Source organism: Streptomyces sp. Alt3, assembly GCF_030719215.1.
Lineage (GTDB): Bacteria > Actinomycetota > Actinomycetes > Streptomycetales > Streptomycetaceae > Streptomyces > Streptomyces glycanivorans.
Window position 1 is genome coordinate 4,473,113 of the sequence record NZ_CP120983.1, and the last position, 19,127, is coordinate 4,492,239.

At 70.6% G+C, this 19,127-nt stretch carries 19 protein-coding genes and 1 pseudogene; 11 read left to right on the forward strand and 9 right to left on the reverse strand.

What is annotated here, in order from left to right; translation table 11 throughout:
* Window positions 1–25: 25 nt before the first annotated feature.
* Window positions 26–520, reverse strand: coding sequence for an inorganic diphosphatase (locus P8A20_RS19710; RefSeq protein WP_147958838.1), 495 nt, complete (start codon window positions 518–520; stop codon window positions 26–28).
* Between the two features lie 86 nt (window positions 521–606).
* Between P8A20_RS19710 and dacB the strand changes: the two genes are divergently transcribed.
* From dacB to P8A20_RS19745, 7 genes and pseudogenes are all read left to right on the forward strand, one after another.
* On the forward strand, window positions 607–2,088 hold the full coding sequence (gene dacB, locus P8A20_RS19715; protein ID WP_306105173.1) for a D-alanyl-D-alanine carboxypeptidase/D-alanyl-D-alanine endopeptidase: 1,482 nt from the start codon (window positions 607–609) through the stop codon (window positions 2,086–2,088).
* Window positions 2,089–2,136: 48 nt separating this feature from the next.
* Window positions 2,137–3,275, forward strand: a pseudogene (locus P8A20_RS19720) (Rv3626c family coenzyme F420 biosynthesis-associated protein).
* A 188-nt stretch (window positions 3,276–3,463) separates the two neighbouring features.
* Window positions 3,464–4,537 carry a tRNA lysidine(34) synthetase TilS gene (gene tilS, locus P8A20_RS19725; RefSeq protein ID WP_147958840.1) on the forward strand — a complete coding sequence of 358 codons (1,074 nt, stop codon included), beginning with the start codon at window positions 3,464–3,466 and terminating at the stop codon, window positions 4,535–4,537.
* Between the two features lie 99 nt (window positions 4,538–4,636).
* Window positions 4,637–5,176, forward strand: coding sequence for a hypoxanthine phosphoribosyltransferase (hpt, locus tag P8A20_RS19730; RefSeq protein WP_014155504.1), 540 nt, complete (start codon window positions 4,637–4,639; stop codon window positions 5,174–5,176).
* A 210-nt stretch (window positions 5,177–5,386) separates the two neighbouring features.
* Window positions 5,387–7,435, forward strand: a complete 2,049-nt coding sequence (ftsH, locus tag P8A20_RS19735) for an ATP-dependent zinc metalloprotease FtsH (protein ID WP_306103955.1) — start codon at window positions 5,387–5,389, stop codon at window positions 7,433–7,435.
* Window positions 7,436–7,618: 183 nt separating this feature from the next.
* Window positions 7,619–8,224 carry a GTP cyclohydrolase I FolE gene (gene folE / locus P8A20_RS19740; RefSeq protein ID WP_147958842.1) on the forward strand — a complete coding sequence of 202 codons (606 nt, stop codon included), beginning with the start codon at window positions 7,619–7,621 and terminating at the stop codon, window positions 8,222–8,224.
* 121 nt (window positions 8,225–8,345) lie between these two features.
* Window positions 8,346–8,696, forward strand: a complete 351-nt coding sequence (locus tag P8A20_RS19745; protein ID WP_147958843.1) for a VOC family protein — start codon at window positions 8,346–8,348, stop codon at window positions 8,694–8,696.
* A 19-nt stretch (window positions 8,697–8,715) separates the two neighbouring features.
* Here the strand turns inward: P8A20_RS19745 and P8A20_RS19750 are convergent, their stop codons facing one another.
* The 6 genes from P8A20_RS19750 to P8A20_RS19775 all read right to left on the reverse strand — a co-directional run bounded on the left by P8A20_RS19750 (window position 8,716) and on the right by P8A20_RS19775 (window position 13,162).
* Window positions 8,716–9,201 carry a DUF3180 domain-containing protein gene (locus tag P8A20_RS19750; RefSeq protein ID WP_147958844.1) on the reverse strand — a complete coding sequence of 162 codons (486 nt, stop codon included), beginning with the start codon at window positions 9,199–9,201 and terminating at the stop codon, window positions 8,716–8,718.
* A 69-nt stretch (window positions 9,202–9,270) separates the two neighbouring features.
* Window positions 9,271–9,882, reverse strand: coding sequence for a 2-amino-4-hydroxy-6-hydroxymethyldihydropteridine diphosphokinase (folK, locus tag P8A20_RS19755; RefSeq protein WP_306103956.1), 612 nt, complete (start codon window positions 9,880–9,882; stop codon window positions 9,271–9,273).
* The gene (gene folB / locus P8A20_RS19760; protein ID WP_147958846.1) at window positions 9,879–10,238 is read right to left on the reverse strand and encodes a dihydroneopterin aldolase; all 360 of its coding nucleotides are present in this window, start codon (window positions 10,236–10,238) and stop codon (window positions 9,879–9,881) included. Before folB ends, folK begins: the two co-directional genes overlap by 4 nt.
* Window positions 10,239–10,431: 193 nt before the next feature.
* Window positions 10,432–10,914, reverse strand: coding sequence for a nuclear transport factor 2 family protein (locus tag P8A20_RS19765; RefSeq protein WP_147958847.1), 483 nt, complete (start codon window positions 10,912–10,914; stop codon window positions 10,432–10,434).
* Window positions 10,911–11,771: a dihydropteroate synthase gene (gene folP / locus P8A20_RS19770; RefSeq protein WP_147958848.1), complete on the reverse strand. Its 861-nt coding sequence runs from the start codon at window positions 11,769–11,771 to the stop codon at window positions 10,911–10,913. The genes P8A20_RS19765 and folP overlap by 4 nt, the downstream gene beginning before the upstream one ends.
* Window positions 11,772–11,971: 200 nt before the next feature.
* Window positions 11,972–13,162, reverse strand: coding sequence for an ABC transporter ATP-binding protein (locus P8A20_RS19775; RefSeq protein WP_147958849.1), 1,191 nt, complete (start codon window positions 13,160–13,162; stop codon window positions 11,972–11,974).
* Between the two features lie 141 nt (window positions 13,163–13,303).
* Here P8A20_RS19775 and P8A20_RS19780 point away from each other — a divergent pair, with 141 nt between their 5' ends.
* The 4 genes from P8A20_RS19780 (at window position 13,304) to P8A20_RS19795 (ending at window position 16,873) form a co-directional block, all read left to right on the forward strand.
* Window positions 13,304–14,023, forward strand: coding sequence for an ABC transporter permease (locus P8A20_RS19780; protein ID WP_147958850.1), 720 nt, complete (start codon window positions 13,304–13,306; stop codon window positions 14,021–14,023).
* A 3-nt stretch (window positions 14,024–14,026) separates the two neighbouring features.
* Complete coding sequence (locus P8A20_RS19785) at window positions 14,027–14,701, forward strand: ABC transporter permease (protein ID WP_147958851.1); 675 nt, start codon at window positions 14,027–14,029, stop codon at window positions 14,699–14,701.
* Window positions 14,702–14,753: 52 nt separating this feature from the next.
* Window positions 14,754–15,740, forward strand: coding sequence for an ABC transporter substrate-binding protein (locus P8A20_RS19790; RefSeq protein WP_306103957.1), 987 nt, complete (start codon window positions 14,754–14,756; stop codon window positions 15,738–15,740).
* A 104-nt stretch (window positions 15,741–15,844) separates the two neighbouring features.
* Entirely contained in the window at window positions 15,845–16,873 is a 1,029-nt protein-coding gene (locus P8A20_RS19795; protein ID WP_147958853.1) for a hypothetical protein, read from the forward strand.
* A 69-nt stretch (window positions 16,874–16,942) separates the two neighbouring features.
* On the opposite strand, the gene P8A20_RS19800 is transcribed toward P8A20_RS19795, so the two are convergent.
* Both P8A20_RS19800 and P8A20_RS19805 read right to left on the reverse strand, forming a co-directional pair.
* Window positions 16,943–18,085 (reverse strand): NADH-quinone oxidoreductase subunit D, encoded by a 1,143-nt coding sequence (locus P8A20_RS19800; RefSeq protein ID WP_147958854.1) that lies wholly within the window; start codon window positions 18,083–18,085, stop codon window positions 16,943–16,945.
* Window positions 18,082–19,083, reverse strand: coding sequence for an SAM-dependent methyltransferase (locus tag P8A20_RS19805; protein ID WP_306103958.1), 1,002 nt, complete (start codon window positions 19,081–19,083; stop codon window positions 18,082–18,084). The genes P8A20_RS19800 and P8A20_RS19805 overlap by 4 nt, the downstream gene beginning before the upstream one ends.
* Window positions 19,084–19,127 lie beyond the last annotated feature (44 nt).

Below are 19,127 nucleotides of genomic sequence, written 5' to 3' on the forward strand. Positions count from 1 at the left end.
TCAAGCGGAACCCGGAGGAACTGCGTCAGTGCTTGCCGCCCTGCGCCTCGAGGCGCTTGTACGAGTTCTCGATCTCGGCCTCCGCCTCGGTGCGGCCGACCCAGTCGGCGCCCTCGACGGACTTGCCGGGCTCCAGGTCCTTGTAGACCTCGAAGAAGTGCTGGATCTCCAGGCGGTCGAACTCCGACACGTGGTGGATGTCGCGCAGGTGCTCCACCCGGGGGTCGGACGCCGGGACGCACAGCAGCTTGTCGTCGCCGCCGGCCTCGTCCGTCATCCGGAACATGCCGATGGCGCGGCACTTGATGAGGCAGCCGGGGAACGTCGGCTCCTCCAGGATGACCAGCGCGTCCAGCGGGTCGCCGTCCTCGCCGAGGGTGTTCTCGACGAAACCGTAGTCAGCCGGGTAGCTGGTCGAGGTGAAGAGTCGACGGTCCAGACGGATCCGACCGGTCTCGTGGTCCACCTCGTACTTGTTCCGCGAACCCTTCGGAATCTCGATAACGACGTCGAACTCCACGGGTGGCTCCTCCATGATCAACACATACGACTGGTGGTTAAGTGTCCCTCACGCAGATGAGTGCTCGCGAAAGGGGCTGGTCAACGGTGGCCGAGCCGGTGGAGAGACCGACGGACGAGCCGTTGAACGGGTGGGGCAGGTGGAAAGCCCCGGAGTACCTGAAGCGCGGAAGCGGGTCGGGGAACCGCCGGCTCGCCGCAGGCTCCGCGGTGCTCGGCCTGGTGGTCGCCGCCGGTGCCGTGCTGGCCGCCGGTCCCTGGGACTCCGGTCAGCGTAAGGCCGAGCGCGACCGGGCGGTCGCCCTGCAGCGCTCAGGTGGCGCACATCACGAAGGGAACACGCCCGACGGCCCGGAGCCCGCCCCGAGCGCGCCTGCCGTCCTGAGCGCGCTCGGCGTCACCGATGGACTCACCCCGGCGGGCGCGAGCGGTCTGAGGACCGCGCTCGATCCCTTGCTGGACACGCCCGCACTCGGCTCCGTACGCACCGCCGTGGTCGTCGACGCGGCCACCGGCAAGCAGCTGTACGCACGGGGCGCCACCACTCCCATGACCCCCGCGTCCACGGTGAAGATCGCCACGACCGCCGCCGCGCTCTCCGCGCTCGGTCCCGACTACCGCATCGCGACGACGGTCGAGCTGTCCCCGGACTCCCGGACGCTCACCCTCGTCGGCGGCGGGGACCCCACCCTGGACAAGGCCGCCCTGCGCTCCCTGGCCGCCGACACCGCGCGCTCCCTGCGGGACGGCGGCACGGGGCCCGTGCGGCTGATGTACGACACCTCGCGCTACTCGGGTCCGGCCCGCCACCCCATCGGCCCCAACGAGAACATCGCACCGATGAGCGCGCTCATGGTCGACGAGGGCCGCCTCGACGGGAGCGACCGGGGGCCGGCTCCCCGGAGCGAGGATCCCGCGGGTGACGCCGCACGCAGTTTCGCGGACCTGCTCGGTGACGCCGGTGTCGCCACCCGGTCCGCAGCCGCGTCCGGGAAGGCCGTGGAGGGATCACGGACGGTGGCGACGCACCGGTCGAAGCCGCTCTCCGCACTGGTCGAACGGGCCCTGACCAACAGTGACAACGACATCGCCGAGGCCCTGGCCCGCCAGACCGCTCTGAAGGCCGGGGAGCCCGCCTCCTTCGCCGGCGGCCGTCGCGCCTCCACCGCGGAGCTGAAGAGGCTCGGCATGCCGCTGGCCGGAGCCCGGCTCGCGGACGGCAGCGGACTCGACCGCGCGGACAAGGTGAGCGCGGGCCTCCTTGCCGGGCTGCTCGCGCTCGCCGCCGGGCCCGACCACCCCGAACTCCGGCCCGTCCTCACGGGTCTCCCGGTCGCCGGATTCAGCGGCACGCTCGGTGACCGCTACACCGCGACCTCCCCGGCGACCGGGCTGATCCGGGCCAAGACCGGCACCCTCACCGGGGTGAACAGCCTCGCCGGGACCGCGGTCGACGCACAGGGCCGGCTCCTGGCCTTCGCGTTCCTGGCCTCGGGGACCACGTCCCCGGCCGAGGCGGAGGCATCGCTGGACACCCTGGCCACCACCCTCACCAAAGGCACCGGGTGAGCGGCTGACACCCCACCATGGGGCGACCACCTCACGTACGGTTGACGCATGACGAGCATCGGTGGTGCCGAGATGGTCGACTGGAATCTCGCGGTCGCGACCGCGACCCGGTTCGTGCGGCCGGGTCCCGAGATCAGCCGTGAGGAGGCCCGTGCCGTCGTCGCGGAGCTACGGCGGCATGCCAAGGCCTCCGAGGAGCACGTCCGCTCGTTCACCCGGATGATCCCGGAGGGGCACGAACCCGAGGACACCCCGGTCCTGGTCGTCGACCGGGCGGGCTGGATCAGGGCCAACGTCGCGGGCTTCCGTGAACTGCTGGGCCCCCTGCTCGGGAAGATGCAGGACCGCCGCGGCGGCGGCCCCGGAAACGCGGTGCTGGGCGCGGTCGGCGGCAAGGTGACCGGCGTCGAGCTGGGCATGCTGCTGTCGTTCCTGGCGTCCAGGGTCCTCGGCCAGTACGAGACCTTCGCCCCCGCAACCCGCGAGCTGCCCGCGTCCTCCGACGGAGGCGGCAGGCTGCTGCTGGTCGCCCCCAACATCGTCCACGTCGAGCGGGAACTCGAGGTCGATCCGCACGACTTCAGGCTCTGGGTGGCGCTCCACGAGGAGACGCACCGCACCCAGTTCACCGGGGTCCCATGGCTCCGCGACCATCTGCGGGGCGAAATCCAGTCGTTCCTCGACGAGACCGACGTCGACCCGATGACCGTGCTCGAACGCCTCCGCGAAGCCGCGCAGGCGTTCTCGGGCGGCAGCCGCCCCGAGGGCGAGGAGGGCGACGACGGCGGGCGCAGCCTCGTCGAGATCGTCCAGACGCCCGCCCAGCGCGAGATCCTGGGCCTGGCTGCACCGCCGTGATGTCCCTGCTCGAAGGGCACGCCGACTTCGTGATGGACGGGGTGGGCCCCGACGTGGTGGCCTCCGTCGCCGAGATCCGGGAGAAGTTCCAGCGGCGCAGGGCGCGCGGCGCGAGCCGGCTGGACCTGGCGCTGCGCAAGCTCCTGGGGCTCGACGCCAAGCTGCGCCAGTACCGCGACGGCGAGAAGTTCGTCCGGGCAGTGGTGGACGAGGTCGGTATGGACGGCTTCAACCGGGTGTGGACCTCTCCCAACACCCTGCCCACGAAGGCCGAGATCGCCGCACCGGCGGACTGGGTGGCGCGGGTGCACCGTAAGGCAGATTCGTGATCTTGGCCGGTCCGGAGGCAGAAGATTGCCTCCCCAATCACCCATCCGGGGGACCATAAGGGTGTGGGGAGGCGTGCAATGCTCGATGGACGGCTTGGCTCTGTCACCATCGACGCACTCTGAGTGACGGGACTCCGTCCCGAGCGCTCCGAGGCACCCCCCAAAACTTCACCCGAAGGGCACCGGACATGGGTCCCCATCCTGCGGTCGCGGCGATACGCCTGGCGGTCCGCCGCGTACTCCACGACGTCGTCACCGAATTCAACCGTCGGACCGAACAGGCGGGACACGCCGAGTTCGCCGAAGCGGGCGCGGGCGCGCGCCGCTCCGGGCTCCCCGAGCGGCCGGACACCCCGCTGGTGCTCGTCGCGTGCTCCGGGGGCGCCGACTCCATGGCTCTCGCCTCCGCCCTCGCCTTCGAGTCGCGCAAGCTGCCCGTCCGTGCCGGCGGGATCACCGTCGACCACAATCTGCAGCCCGGCTCCGGACTCCGTGCCGACGAGGTCGTGGCCCGTCTCGCCGAGATGCGGCTCGACCCGGTCGAGGCCGTCGCCGTGCGCGTCGGCCGCGACGGCGGTCCCGAGGCCGCCGCCCGAGACGCCCGGTACGCCGCACTGGACGCGGCGGCGGAGCGCCACGGCGCCTTCGCCGTGCTCCTCGGCCACACCCGCGACGACCAGGCCGAGACCGTCCTGCTGGGCCTCGCCCGTGGTTCGGGCATCCGCTCGCTCTCGGGGATGGCCGCCGCCTCGGGCCCCGCCGGACGCTACCGGCGCCCGTTCCTCCAGCTCGACCGGCAGACCGCACGTAAGGCCTGTCTGGTCCAGTCGATCCCCGTCTGGGACGACCCCCACAACATCGATCCCGCCTACACGCGCTCCCGGCTCCGCCACGAAGGCCTGCCCGCCCTGGAGAAGGCGCTGGGCAAGGGTGTCGTGGAAGCACTCGCCCGTACGGCCCAGCTCTCCCGCGACGACGCCGACGCCCTCGACACCTGGGCCGCCGAGGCCGCCCGTTCCGTGCTGGACGACGCGGGACGGCTGGAGTGCGCCAAGCTCTCCGTGCTGCCGCCCGCGGTACGCCGCCGGGTGCTGCGCCGGGCCGTGATCGACGCGGGATCCCCCGCGGGTTCGCTCTTCGCCCGCCACATCGAGGAAGTCGACCGGCTCATCACCGGCTGGCGGGGCCAGGGGGCCATCAACCTGCCCGGCCGCGTCGAGGTACGGCGGCAGGGTGGCAGACTGGTGATTCGGCAGAGCTGAAGCGCAAGCGGCTGACATGCAGGCGAAACGCCGGTCCGGCCCGGGGAACAGTCCGGGTCCGGCAAGGCAGAGAAAGAGACGCGGGTGAACGAGAAGGACATGGGCACCGACCTTCAGTCGGTGCTCCTCACCAAGGAAGAGATCGACGCGAAGCTCGTCGAGCTCGCAGCGAAGATCGACGCGGAGTACGCGGGCAAGGACCTGCTCATCGTCGGTGTCCTCAAGGGCGCGGTGATGGTCATGGCGGACCTTGCCCGGGCCCTGTCCACCCCCGTCACCATGGACTGGATGGCCGTCTCGTCGTACGGCGCCGGCACCCAGTCCTCGGGCGTCGTCCGCATCCTCAAGGACCTCGACACCGACATCAAGGGCAAGCACGTCCTGATCGTCGAGGACATCATCGACTCCGGTCTGACGCTGTCCTGGCTGCTGACCAACCTCGGCTCGCGTGAACCCGCGAGCCTGGAGGTCTGCACGCTGCTCCGCAAGCCGGACGCGGCGAAGGTCGCGATCGACGTGAAGTGGGTCGGCTTCGACATCCCGAACGAGTTCGTCGTCGGCTACGGACTCGACTACGCCGAGAAGTACCGCAACCTTCCCTTCGTCGGCACGCTCGCCCCCCACGTCTACGGCGGTTGAGGTAACCGCCCCGGCAGGGCCCGGCCGAACCCGGCCGGACTCCCGGGAACCCTCGTGGTGTTCCCGCCGTTGGAGCCTTCGAGGACGGGTTTGTCATACGTCCCCTGCGGTCACGGGTGACAATGCTGGGGTACCGTCCGAAGCACACTCTTTTCTCACAGCAGCATTTACCTACGGGCAGGAGGGACGGGGCGACTTCGCTCCGTATGGATGGACGTGAAGCGATACTTCCGTGGGCCGGTCATGTGGATCGTGCTGGCCGTCCTCGCCGTGGTCGTGTTGATGCAGGTCGTCGGCTCGTCCGGCGGCTACAAGACGGTGGACACCGGCAAGGTGATCCAGGCGATCAGCAAGAACCAGGTGGAGCAGGCCAAGCTGACCACCGGTGACGAACAGATCCTGAAGATCGAGCTGAAGGACAAGCAGAAGCTCGACGGCGAGTCCGGCAGCAAGTTCCAGGCGAGCTACATCGGCAACCAGGGTGTCGAGCTCGCCGACACACTGCAGAAGAAGTTCGAGAGCGGTGACATCGAGAAGGGTTACACCGTCTCGCCGTCGAAGCAGTCCCCGTTCGTCTCGATCCTTCTCTCGCTGCTGCCCTTCGTCCTGATCGTGGTCGTGTTCCTGTTTCTGATGAATCAGATGCAGGGCGGCGGCTCCAAGGTCATGCAGTTCGGCAAGTCCAAGGCCAAGCTGATCACCAAGGACACGCCGAAGACGACGTTCGCCGATGTGGCGGGGTCGGACGAGGCCGTCGAGGAACTGTACGAGATCAAGGAATTCCTCCAGGAGCCGGCGAAGTTCCAGGCCGTCGGCGCCAAGATCCCCAAGGGTGTCCTGCTGTACGGGCCGCCCGGTACGGGTAAGACGCTGCTCGCTCGCGCGGTCGCGGGTGAGGCGGGCGTCCCGTTCTACTCGATCTCCGGTTCCGACTTCGTCGAGATGTTCGTCGGCGTCGGTGCCTCCCGTGTCCGTGACCTCTTCGAGCAGGCCAAGGCGAACGCTCCGGCGATCGTCTTCGTCGACGAGATCGACGCCGTCGGGCGGCACCGCGGTGCCGGCATGGGCGGCGGTCACGACGAGCGCGAGCAGACGCTCAACCAGCTGCTCGTCGAGATGGACGGCTTCGACGTGAAGGGCGGTGTCATCCTGATCGCCGCCACGAACCGGCCGGACATCCTGGACCCGGCGCTGCTGCGTCCCGGGCGCTTCGACCGGCAGATCGCCGTCGACCGTCCGGACATGCAGGGCCGCCTCGAGATCCTCAAGGTGCACCAGAAGGGCAAGCCGGTCGCGGAGGACGTCGACCTCAACGCGGTCGCCCGTCGTACGCCCGGCTTCACCGGTGCCGACCTGTCGAACGTGCTGAACGAAGCGGCGCTCCTCACGGCGCGCAGCAACAAGAAGCTGATCGACAACCACATGCTCGACGAGGCCATCGACCGCGTCGTGGCGGGACCGCAGAAGCGGACCCGGATCATGTCCGAGAAGGAAAAGAAGATCACCGCGTACCACGAGGGCGGACACGCCCTGGTCGCGGCGGCCTCACCCCAGTCGGACCCGGTCCACAAGATCACGATCCTCTCCCGCGGCCGCGCCCTCGGTTACACGATGGTGCTCCCGGAGGAGGACAAGTACTCCACGACGCGTAACGAGATGCTCGACCAGCTGGCGTACATGCTGGGCGGGCGTGCGGCCGAGGAGCTGGTCTTCCACGACCCGACGACCGGTGCTGCGAACGACATCGAGAAGGCCACTGCCACGGCCCGCGCGATGGTCACGCAGTACGGCATGACCGAGCGCCTCGGTGCGATCAAGTTCGGTGGAGACAACACCGAGCCGTTCGTCGGCCGGGAGATGGGCCATCAGCGCGACTACTCGGAAGAGGTCGCGGCGCTCGTCGACGAGGAGGTCAAGAAGCTCATCGAGACCGCGCACAACGACGCGTGGGAGATTCTCGTCGAGAACCGCGACATCCTCGACGCCTTGGTCCTGGAGCTCCTCGAGAAGGAGACGCTCGGCAAGGAGCAGATCGCCGAGATCTTCGCCCCGATCGTGAAGCGCCCGGCTCGCCCGGCGTGGACCGGTTCCGCCCGGCGCACTCCGTCGACGCGTCCGCCCGTGCTCTCTCCCAAGGAGCTCGCCCTCACCAACGGCTCCGCCAACGGTTCGGGTACTCCGGAGATCGCTCCGACGGACATGACGAAGAGCACCGGCACGCCCACGGAGGCCCTCCCCGAGGACCGTCCCGAGAGCTGACCCTGCCCGCCCCGGTGTGGCCCCTGTCACGGGGGCTCCACCAGGCCCGGAATGGATGCCGCGCCCCCCAGGTTCTAGCCTGTGGGGGCGCGGCTTTTTCGTATGTCTGCGCTGTGCCTGGCACCGTTCCGTGAGAGCCGGGCGGGTCCGCGCATGTGACTGCACCAAGGAACGAGGCACAGAATGACCGACCCGGTGACGCTCGACGGCCAGGGTTCGATCGGCGTCTTCGACGAGAAGCGGGCCGAGTCCGCCGTCCGGGAGCTCCTGATCGCGGTCGGTGAGGACCCCGACCGCGAGGGCCTGCGTGAGACGCCGGGCCGTGTGGCACGTGCGTACAAGGAGATATTCGCGGGCCTCCACCAGGAGCCCGAGGACGTCCTCACGACGACGTTCGACCTCGGCCACGACGAGATGGTGCTGGTCAAGGACATCGAGGTGTTCAGCACCTGTGAGCACCACCTGGTTCCGTTCCGCGGGGTCGCGCACGTGGGCTACATCCCGGCGACCAGCGGCAAGATCACCGGTCTCTCGAAGCTGGCGCGGCTGGTCGACGTCTACGCCCGGCGGCCGCAGGTCCAGGAGCGGCTCACCACGCAGATCGCCGAGTCCCTGATGGCGATCCTGGAGCCGCGCGGGGTCATCGTGGTCGTCGAGTGCGAGCACATGTGCATGTCGATGCGTGGCATCCGCAAGCCCGGAGCGAAGACGCTCACGTCCGCGGTCCGTGGCCAACTGCGTGATTCGGCCACGCGTGCCGAGGCCATGAGCCTCATCATGGCGCGCTGACCGGCCGGGGCGGGCCGCCGGGGCCCGGGACGTGCGGCGGCGATGAGTTCCGGGCGTAGGGGGAGTCGACCGTGGTGGAGATCCGGCCGGATGGGCCGGGTCCACCAGGAGAGGAGCTCCGATGCCGTTCACTCATGTGCTCGCCGTGGCCCCCGTCATGGCCATCGAGCCGGCGGTGGAGTGGTACGAGAGGCTGTTCGGCCGCCCGGCCGATGCGCGGCCCATGGAGGGGCTGGCCGACTGGCACGTCTCGCCCTACGCCTGGCTCCAGGTGTTCGAGTCGCCCGAGCAGGCCGGCGGGACGCTGGTGAACCTGGTCGTCGACGATCTGGGCCGGGCACTCTCGGACCTCGCCGGCCGGGGGATCAGGGCAGGGGAGATCCAGCCGGGTGCACGCGGAGTGAGGTTCGCGGCCGTCCACGATCCCGACGGCAACCGCGTCACCCTGATCGAGAACCCGGTGGCCGACTGAGGCCGGCCGTGGACGCCTCTCAGGCGGCCTGTGCCGTGTTCCGCTCGTCGTCCCCGTCGTCCGGAAGCTTGCAGACCCGCTCGAGGAAGACGGCGGCGGCCACGACCGCGACGCCGGCCACGACGGCGCTGCCCGCGTAGATGGCCTGATCCCTGCGCGGCGGGACATCCAGGAGGCTGAGCAGGAAGACGCAGGTGCCGCCGTACATCCCGGCGACCAGCGCGGCGACGAGCGCGCTTGCCTGGCCGAAGACCAGTGCGCGCGCGGCCATCATCGGCTCCACGCCCTTGGCCCCGGGACGCCGCTCCCGCTGGGCGCGCAGGCGGGAACGGAAGGACAGCGCGGTCGCCAGCAGGACCACGGCGATCACCGCCAGCACGACGGGTGCGGCGAGCGGCACGCTGGGCAGCGTCCCCAGGGCGTCCCAGAGGCGGGCCGCGCCCCAGGACAGCACGCCGGCTCCGGCGAAGAGTCCGGCCAGGAGGCCGAGCCGTAGTTGCTTCACCGAGAGTGCCGCCCTTCGTCGCCGTTGCCCGTGTCGCCGCCCGCGGACGGTCGTCCTTGAGCCTAACGACTACTCGGGGAGACGGAGTTCCAGGTCGGGCCGGGGAAGCACTCCGTCGCGGCCGACACCGGCCAGCAGGTCGGCGACCGGTCCGGCGCCGGGCAGCTGGGCCTCCGGGTCCACGTCGTGCCATGGGGCGAGGACGAAGGCGCGCTCGCGGGCGCGCGGGTGCGGAAGGGTCAGCAGCGGGTCGTCGGAGACCACGTCGGCGTAGGACACGATGTCGACGTCGATCGTGCGCGGACCCCAGCGCTCCTCGCGGACCCGGTCGAAGGCCTCCTCGATGGCCTGGCCGCGCTCCAGCAGCGACGAGGGGGGCAGGGTCGTCTTCACGATGATCACCGCGTTGAAGTACGACGGCTGGGAACCGGGGTCGACGCCCCAGGGCTCCGTCTCGTAGACCGGGGAGACCGCCTTGACCCGGAGCCCGGGGGTGTCCTCCAGGGCGTCGACGGCCCCCTGGAGCGTCTCGAGGCGGTTGCCGAGGTTGGAGCCGAGGGAGATCACGGCCCGTTTCGGGTTGGAGAGGGTGACGTCGGCAGCGTCGACCTGCTCGACCACGGCTGCGGGAACCGGCTGTACGGTCGGGTCGCTCTGCCCCTCGGTGGAAAATGCAGTCATGCTCGGCTCCGGGTGATGGTGATGGTCACGTCGTCGAAGGGGACCGTGATGGGGGCGTCCGGCTTGTGGACGACGACCTCGACCTCCTGGACCCCTTCGTGCTTGAGGCACTGCTGCGCGATGCGTTCCGCGAGCGTCTCGATCAGATCGACCGGCTCACCCTTGATGACGTCGACGACCTCTTCCGCGACCACGCCGTAGTGAACTGTCTTCGACAGGTCGTCGGCGGCTGCCGCGGGGCGGGTGTCGAGACCGAGCACCAGGTCCACGATGAAGGTCTGGCCCTCTTCCCGTTCCCTGGGGAAGACACCGTGGTGCCCACGGGCCTTGAGGCCGCGCAGCGCGACACGATCCACGCGAATCACTCCTGCTGTTCGTCGTCTCTTGAGGCACCCGGCCGCGTGCGGGCGGTGAGGTGCCGTCTTTCGAATCTACCCGCGAGCACCGACAGCTCCCGCCCGCGGGGGCGCGGACCGGCCCGGCAGGGGGTTGGAAGCCGCGTATACCCGGTGATCGGGGAGCCCAATCCCCGCGATCCGTCCCGTCCGCTCAGACGGTCGGTTCTTCGTCCTCTTCCTCACCGGTTTCCGCCAGTACGGGTGAACCGTGGTGGGACCAGAGCTTCCAGCCGTCCGGTGTGCGCCGGAACACGTTCGTGGCGACGACGAGCTGGCCGACGAGCGGTCCGAGCGAGCTGCCCTCCTCCGCGGGTCCCCCGCTGAGGATGTTCTCGGTGCAGGTCACCAGGGCGGTGTCCCCTGTCATCGCGACCCCGACGTCGGTCAGGAAGAACTGGATGTACTCGGTGTTGGCCATGATCAGCGCGTAGCTCCGCAGCACCTCGCCGCGGCCCGTGAGGACCGGCCAGCCCGGGTGGACGCAGGAGACGGTGAGGTCCTCGCCGGGCAGCCACAGGTCCGAGAGCCCGTCGAGATCGCCGCGTTCCATCGCCTCGTAGAAGGCGGTGTTCGCCTGCTCGACCGCGGCGATGTCCGCCGCTGCCTCCTCGTGCTCGTCGCGCGCGGCGCTCACGCGGCACCCTCGACGGCCCGGGCGACCCGGACGGCGTCCGCCGTCGGCCGTACCGCGTGCACCCGGACCGCCCAGGCACCCGCGGCGGCGGAGAGGGCGGAGACCGCGGCCGTCGCGGCGTCCCGCTCACGGGCCGGTGGCGGGGCCGCGCCCTCGGCCGCCAGGACGTGGCCGAGGAACCTCTTGCGGGAGGCGGCGACGAGCAGGGGCCTGCCCAGCTCGCGCAGCCGGTCGAGGTGGGCGACGAGCGCGAGGTCCTGGGCGGCGTCCTTGGCGAAGCCGAGCCCCGGATCGATCACCAGTTGCTCGGGCGCGACCCCGCCTTCGATCACGGCCTCCATGCGCTCGCGGAGCTCGGCGACGACCTCGCCGACGACGTCCCCGTAGACGGCCCGGCTGTTCATCGACTCGCTGAAGCCGCGCCAGTGCATGACGACGAACGGCACTCCGGCGTCGGCGACGGCCGGGATCATGCCCGGGTCGGCGAGGCCGCCGCTCACGTCGTTGACCAGCGCCGCGCCGGCGGCGACGGACTGTTCGGCCACGACGGCCCGCATGGTGTCCACGGAGACGGTGACGCCCTCGGAGGCCAGTCCCCGCACGACGGGGATCACGCGTCGCAGTTCCTCGGTCTCGTCCACCCTGCTCGCGCCCGGGCGGGTCGACTCACCCCCGACGTCGATCAGGTCCGCACCTTCGGCCACCAGTTCGAGGCCGTGCTTGATCGCTGCCGTGGTGTCGAACCAGCGACCGCCGTCGGAGAAGGAGTCGGGCGTCACATTGACGACTCCCATGACCGCGCAGCGGTCCCACTCCGGCAGACCCCGAACCGTGCCCCGTCCTCGCAACGTACTCATGCGACCAGCCTAGGCCCGGCACGGGGGAGGTCGGGCCGCCCCGGTGCGGTGACCGTCACCGGACGTGGCGCCGGGCCGGGCGGGCACCGGCCCGTGGGGCCCCGCGTCGGGAGACCCCGCGTCCGGTCCGCCGCCCGGATCCGCCGCCCGGATCCGCCCGCCGCCGTTGAGCCGGATGGCGGTGCCGGCTGCTCGCTCCGTCAGCGGGAGGTGACGCCCGCGACGGTCTCCACGGCGACGTCGGCACGCGGCACGGCCTGCGCGTCCGCGTCGATCGAGCGGCGCAGGGCCTCGTGGAGTCGGGCCGGGGTGAGTACGCCCAGGAACCGGCCCGCGCCCTCCTCGTCGATGACGGCGATCCAGCCCGCGTCGTGCTGCAGCATCGTGGCGAAGGCCTGCTTGAGCGGAGCGCCGAGCGGGAGCCAGGCCTCCATGCGCCGGGCGTGCTCACGGACCGTGCCCCCGGCCGTCGTCCCGTCGCCCGTCCTTCCGTCACCCGCCGGGATCCAGCCGTGCAGGTTGTCCTGGCCGTCCAGGACGACCGCCCAGCGCGCGCCGTCGGCCCGCAGCCGTGCGGTCGCCTTCGCCAGCGGGTCGTCGAGATGGACGACCGGCGGCTGGTCCAGGTCGCTCTCCTCGATGGGTGTGACCGAGAGCCGCTTCAGCCCGCGGTCCGCCCCGACGAAGTCGGCGACGTACGGCGTCGCGGGAGCCCCGAGCACCGTGGCCGGGGTGTCGAACTGCTCGATGCGTCCGTGCCCGTACACGGCGATCCGGTCGCCGAGACGGACGGCCTCCTCGATGTCATGGGTGACGAAGAGGACGGTCTTGCGGACCTGCGCCTGCAGTTTCAGGAATTCGTTCTGCAGCCTTTCCCGTACGACCGGATCCACCGCGCCGAAAGGCTCGTCCATCAGCAGGACCGGCGGGTCGGCTGCCAGGGCCCGGGCCACGCCCACGCGCTGACGCTGACCACCGGAAAGCTGCTCGGGATAGCGGCCGCCATATACGGAAGGATCGAGTCCGACCAGATCGAGCAGTTCGCTCGCGCGCTTCCTGCCCTTTTCCCTTCCCCAGCCCAGGAGATGGGGGACGGTAGCCGTGTTCTCCAGGACCGTCTTGTGCGGGAAGAGGCCCACCTGCTGGATCACATAGCCGATACGGCGGCGGAGCCTGACGGGGTCGATGGCCGATATGTCGTCCCCGTCGAGAAATATCCGGCCGTCGGTCGGTTCGGTCAGACGGTTCACCATTTTCATGGTGGTCGTCTTGCCGCAGCCGGAAGGTCCGACGAGCGTGACCAGTTCACCCTCGGCGACCTCGAAGGAAAGGTCGTCGACGGCGGTGGTGCCGTCCTCGTACCGCTTGGTGACGTGCTCGAAACGGATCATGATTCCCCATTGTGACGCGGGTTCTGTGAAGGCCATGTTGCCGGAATACGACAGCCTCGGCGATTGTCGGTGGTCGGGGATAGGGTCTTCCAGGACCGGACCCGGGACGGCATCGCGACGGCAAACAGGAGGTGGGGACGGATGGCCGGACAGAACTGCCTGGTGGCGAACGACTGGATCTGCGGAGAGTATCTGCGTTCCCGCAGCCATGAGTTGGCCGAGGCGACCGTCCAGCACATCTGGATCACGGCGGCTTCCGTGCTGATAGGGCTCGCTGTGGCATTTCCGCTCGCGCTGCTCGCGCGCCGCGGCCGGCATTTCGCGGGCCCGGTGCTGGGGCTGACCACCGTGCTCTACACCGTGCCGTCCCTGGCGATGTTCTCGCTGCTGCTGCCGCTGTTCGGACTCTCCGCGGCGCTCGTGGTCACCGGCCTGGTGCTCTACTCGCTGACCATCCTCGTACGCAACATCCTGGCGGGCCTCGAAGCCGTCCCGCAGGAGGCCAGGGAGGCCGCGACGGGCATGGGGTACGGCCCGGTCCGGCTGCTCTGGGAGGTCGAACTTCCCCTCGCGCTCCCGGCGCTGATGGCCGGCCTGCGGATCGCCACGGTCTCGACGGTGGCGCTGACGACGGTCGGCTCCCTCGTCGGCAAGGGCGGACTCGGCAATCTCATCGAGGACGCGCTGCCGAGCTTCTTCAAGGCCCAGGTGCTCACCGCTTCCGTGCTCTGCGTGCTGCTCGCGGTGGCGGCGGACCTGCTGCTGCTCGGTGTGCAGCGTCTGCTCACCCCCTGGACCCGCATACGGACGCCCGCGAGGGCGCCCGGCGTGCCGGGCATCGCGAAGACGGAGGCCGGCTGATCCATGGGAGTCATAGGGGAGGCATGGACCTGGCTCACCACCGGCGCCAACTGGTCGGGGGACGGCGGGGCGGCGCACCGGCTGGCCGAGCACCTGTACGTCAGCGGGGTCGCCCTCGCGGTGGCCTGCCTCATCGCCCTGCCGATCGCGCTGTACCTCGGGCATGTCGGCAAGGGGGGCGGACTCGCCGTCAACCTCTCCAACGTGGGCCGGGCGGTGCCCGTGTTCGCGGTGCTGGCTCTCTTCATGATGACGCCGCTCCGCAACTCCGGCTATCTGCCCACGATCATCGCCCTGGTGCTCTTCGCCGTGCCCCCGCTGCTGACCAACGCCTACGTCGGGATGACGGAGGTGGACCGATCGGTGCTGGAGGCCGCGCGCGGCATGGGGATGTCGGGCACGCAGCTCTTCCTGCGGGTCGAGCTCCCCCTCGCCTACCCGATGATCATGACTGGCCTCCGCTCCGCCGCCGTCCAGGTCATCGCCACCGCATCGATCGCGGCGATGGTGGGTCTCGGCGGCCTGGGCAGGATCATCACCGCCGGCTTCAACACCTACGACACCGCGCAGGTCTTCGCGGGCGCCGTGCTGGTCGCCCTCCTGGCCCTGGTGGTGGAGGGCGTCCTCGTGGCGCTGGACCGGCTGCTGTCGCCCCTGCGCCGCCGCCGGACGGTATGAGCGCGCGGATTTCTCGAACTGTGCACACCATTTTTCCCGGACGGAGAACAACATGAGCAGGACCTCGCGCATAGCGGGTGCGGTCATCGGAGCGGTCGTGCTGGCGGGCTCCCTCGCCGCCTGCGGCGGCGACAGCCTGGAGAAGGAGAAGGGCGGCTCGGACACGGGAGCCGGCGCCGGCTCCGGCTCCGGGAAGGGCGCGCTGGTCGTGGGCGCCGCCGGCTTCACCGAGTCCAAGGTGCTCGCCGAGCTGTACGCCCAGGTCCTCGGCGACGCCGGGTACGACGCCTCGATCACCACGGTGAAGAACCGTGAACTGTACGAGCCCTCGCTGGAGAAGGGCGAGATCGACGTCGTACCGGAATACGCGGCGACCCTCGCGGAATTCCTGAACGCCAAGGTCAACGGAGCGGACGCGGCGGAGAAGAAGCCGGTCGCCTCGGGGGACGTGGCGGCCACCGTCACGGCCCTTGAGGAGCTCGCCGGGCCGCTCGGACTGAAGGTCCTTCCGGCGGGCGAGGCCGTCGACCAGAACGCCTTCGCGGTGTCGAAGGAATTCGCCGACAAGAACAGCCTCAAGACGCTTTCCGATCTCGGTGAATCGAAGATCAAGGTGAAGATCGCGGCGGGCGACGAGTGCGAGGTGCGCCCGTTCTGCGCGCCCGGACTGAAGAAGACGTACGGCATCGACGTCACCGGAATCGACCCCAAGGGCGTCGGCACGCCGCAGTCGAAGCAGGCGGTCAAGGACGGCAAGGACCAGTTGGTCCTCACGACCACCACGGACGCCGTGCTCGACTCCTACGGGCTGGTCTTCCTGGAGGACGACAAGAAGCTGCAGAACGCGGACAACGTCCTTCCGGTTCTCAATGCCAAGGACGCGGGAGCGCCGGAGATCGCCGAGGCGCTCGGGAAGCTCACCGAGGTGCTCAGCACCGAGGACCTCGCGGAACTGAACCGTAAGGTCGACGCGGAGCGCGCCAAGCCGGCCGATGCGGCAGGCGACTATCTCCGGTCGAAGGGGCTGATCAAGAAGTAAAAAGGCGTTCCGGAGGGGCACTTGAGAGGCTGCCAGGTAACCGGCGGGGAACAGATTGCCGGGTGGTCTCCCAAGTGGCTCGTACGCACGGTAAATTTCGGGCCATGCCACGAGGACGCCACCGCCATTCGCCGCCCCTCCACAGGATCCTGCCTCCCGCCGTGGTGGCCGGAGTGCCGGCGGTCTGTGCCGCCGGAGCCTGGCTCCTCGCGGAACCGCTGGCCCTGCGCACCCTGGTGGCCGTGACCGCTGCCGCGGCGGTCACCGGTGCCTGTCTGATGCGCAGCTGGGACCGGGCCGCGGGGCTGCGGGTCGCGGAGCTGACCCGTGCCCGGGCCAGCGACGAGTGGAAGACCGAGGAGCGCATAGCCGAGCTCGAGGCGGACCTCGAGGAATCAAGGGAACTGCGCACCCGGCTGGAGACGAAGCTGCGCCGCAAGCGCGTGGAGCTCGCCGGTCTGCGGGGCGAGCACGCCGGACTGCTGCGCCGGTACGCCAACGCGGAGACCGAGCGGGCCAGTGCGCTGGAGGGCCGTCGGCAGCTGGCCATCGAGGCGACCGCGCCGCGTGAGCTCCTTCCCGCGCGGTCCACGCCGACGCCGGGCGCGTATCTGCGTGCCGCCCAGGCCCTGCGGGACCTGCCCCGCAACGCGGCACTCCAGGAGGCGCGCGGCACGGCCGAGCTGGCCCGCCGGCGCGACCTCGCCGAAAGGTCCGCGGAGCGGGACCCGGAGGGCGACGGCCCGAAGGGGAAGCACGCGGCGGTCGCCGGAGCGGGTGACCTCCAGCACCGCCGTCCCCAGCCCGCCCCGCCCGCACCGCAGCTGTCGCCCGCAGCCGTGCGCCCGCCCCGCGCCGTACCCGCGGCGTCCGCCGTCGTCCCGTACGCCGCGGCGCGCCGTCACCTCGTCCCGCAGGGGAGCTTCGACTTCTTCGGCACGCAGAAGGCGACCGCCGCGATCGAGTCCGTGCAGAACGAGGACCTCGCGGACGTGGTGGGCGAGGAGGCGCTGGCGGCGCACCGTACGGGCACGGCCGAGAACCGTGCCGTCGGCAAGGTGATCGACCTGACGGCGCACGACGACACCGAGCAGCTCGAGGTCGTCGAGCTGCGCAGCGCGATCTCCTCGTAGCCCGGGGCCCGTCGGCGCCGGGGCGGCCGGCGTCACCGGCCGCACGGTCTCCGAGGCCGGTGGCGCGAGCTACTTGTCGATGTCTCCGACGACGAAGAAGAGCGAGCCGAGGATCGCCACCATGTCGGCGACGAGCGTGCCCGGCAGCAGTTCGGTGAGCGCCTGGATGTTGTTGAACGAGGCGGAGCGCAGTTTCAGCCGGTACGGGGTCTTCTCGCCCGTGGACACCAGGTAGTAGCCGTTGATGCCCAGCGGGTTCTCGGTCCAGGCGTACGTGTGGCCCTCCGGCGCCTTGAGCACCTTGGGCAGCCGCTGGTTGATGGGACCGGGAGGCAGGTCGGCCATCCGGTCCAGGCAGGCGTCGGCGAGGTCCAGGGCGTTGTGCGTCTGTTCCAGCAGGCACTCGAAGCGGGCCAGGCAGTCGCCCTCGGTCCGGGTGACGACCCTGAGGGTGTCCTGGAGCTCCCCGTACGCGAGGTACGGCTCGTCGCGCCGCAGGTCGAAGTCGACGCCGGAGGCCCTGGCGATCGGCCCGGACACCCCGTAGGCGTGCACGGCCTCGGCGGACAGGACGCCCACCCCGCGGGTGCGGCCCCGGAAGATCTCGTTGCCGAGCACCAGCCGGTCGTACACGTCCATGCGTGAACGCACCGATGCCACGGCGTCCCTGGCCCGGCCGAGCCAGCCCGCCGGCAGGTCCTCCTTGAGACCGCCGACGCGGTTGAACATGTAGTGCATGCGGCCGCCGGAGACCTCCTCCATCGCGGCCTGGAGCTCCTCGCGCTCCCGGAACGCGTGGAACATCGGGGTGATCCCGCCGAGTTCGAGGGGGTAGGAGCCCAGGAACATCAGATGGTTGAGGACCCGGTTCAGCTCGGCGAGCAGCGTCCTCGTCCAGACGGCGCGCTCGGGCACCTCCATGCCGAGCATCCGCTCGACGGCCATGACGACCCCGAGCTCGTTGGAGAACGCCGACAGCCAGTCGTGGCGGTTGGCGAGCATGATGATCTGGCGGTAGTCCCTGGCCTCGAAGAGCTTCTCGGCGCCCCGGTGCATGTAGCCGATGACGGGTTCGGCCTGCTGGATCCGCTCGCCGTCCAGGACGAGCCGCAGCCGGAGCACACCGTGGGTGGAGGGGTGCTGCGGACCGATGTTCAGCACCATGTCGGTGCTCTCCGCCGCGCCGCCGATGCCGATCGTCGTCTCCGTCATGCGGGACAGTATCCCTCCTCACGGTCCGGGACCCGATGCCGCAGCCAGCCGAAGTCGCCCAGCCCGCCCCGGGCCGTGAGCTCCGCCGCCTCCCCCGCCGAGGCGAGCGCCCGCACATAGCCGACGGGATCGGCCGACGCCTGTGCCAGCGGTGGACGTCCGCCGCCGACGCCCAGTTCCCTCAGCGCCGTCCGCTGGTCCAGGAGCTCGGCCGTACCGCCCGCGGCCGCCGCGCAGGCGTCCAGTGCCACGTGCGAGGTCAGGTCGCAGCTCCCGTCGGGCACCGGCGGCACCTCACGGCCGTCCCGGAACCCGGTGAGCGTGCCGAACGGCGGCCTCGACGCCCGTACATGGGCGTAGTCCACCGCCACCGCGGCTCCGCCGGCCAGCGAGTCGACCGCTCGTGCCCAGGCCTCGTCGCGGGGACGGCCGATCTCCGCGCGCTCGCCGGGCCGGGTCAGCGGCCACCAGCGGCTCAGCCAACGGGCGTCCGCCCCGGTCACCGTGTCGCCGAGCCGCTCGGTGCCGTCGGTCCCGCGCACGAGCACGTAGCGGGGTACCCCGTCCGCGTCGGCCTCGGCGACATCCGTGGGCACGTTGTCCAGCCATTCGTTGGCGAACAGCAGTCCCCGTACTTCCCGCGGGAGTTCGGCGCGCCACTCGACGGCCGGGTCCAGACCCGGCGGGCGCGGGGCGATCTCCACGGCGTACGCCCGTACGGTGAGGCCGGGGGCCAGGGATCCGTCCCGCAGCGCGGCCAGCACTCCGGTCAGCAGCTCGCCGCGCCCCGCTCCCACGTCGACCAGGTCGACCGAGTCCGTGCCCAGCTCCCGCGCCGTGCCCGCCAGCAGCCGGGCGACGGCGGTGGCGAACAGGGGGGAGACGTGCACCGAGGTGCGGAAGTGCCCCACCGGGCCCTCGGGGCGCCGGTAGAACCCCTCTTCCCCGTACAAAGCGGTCTCGGCCGCTTCCTGCCAGAGGCACCAGTCATACGTCACGTAGGCAAGTCTCCACCTTGGGGAGTACGGTCCCAGGACCCGGA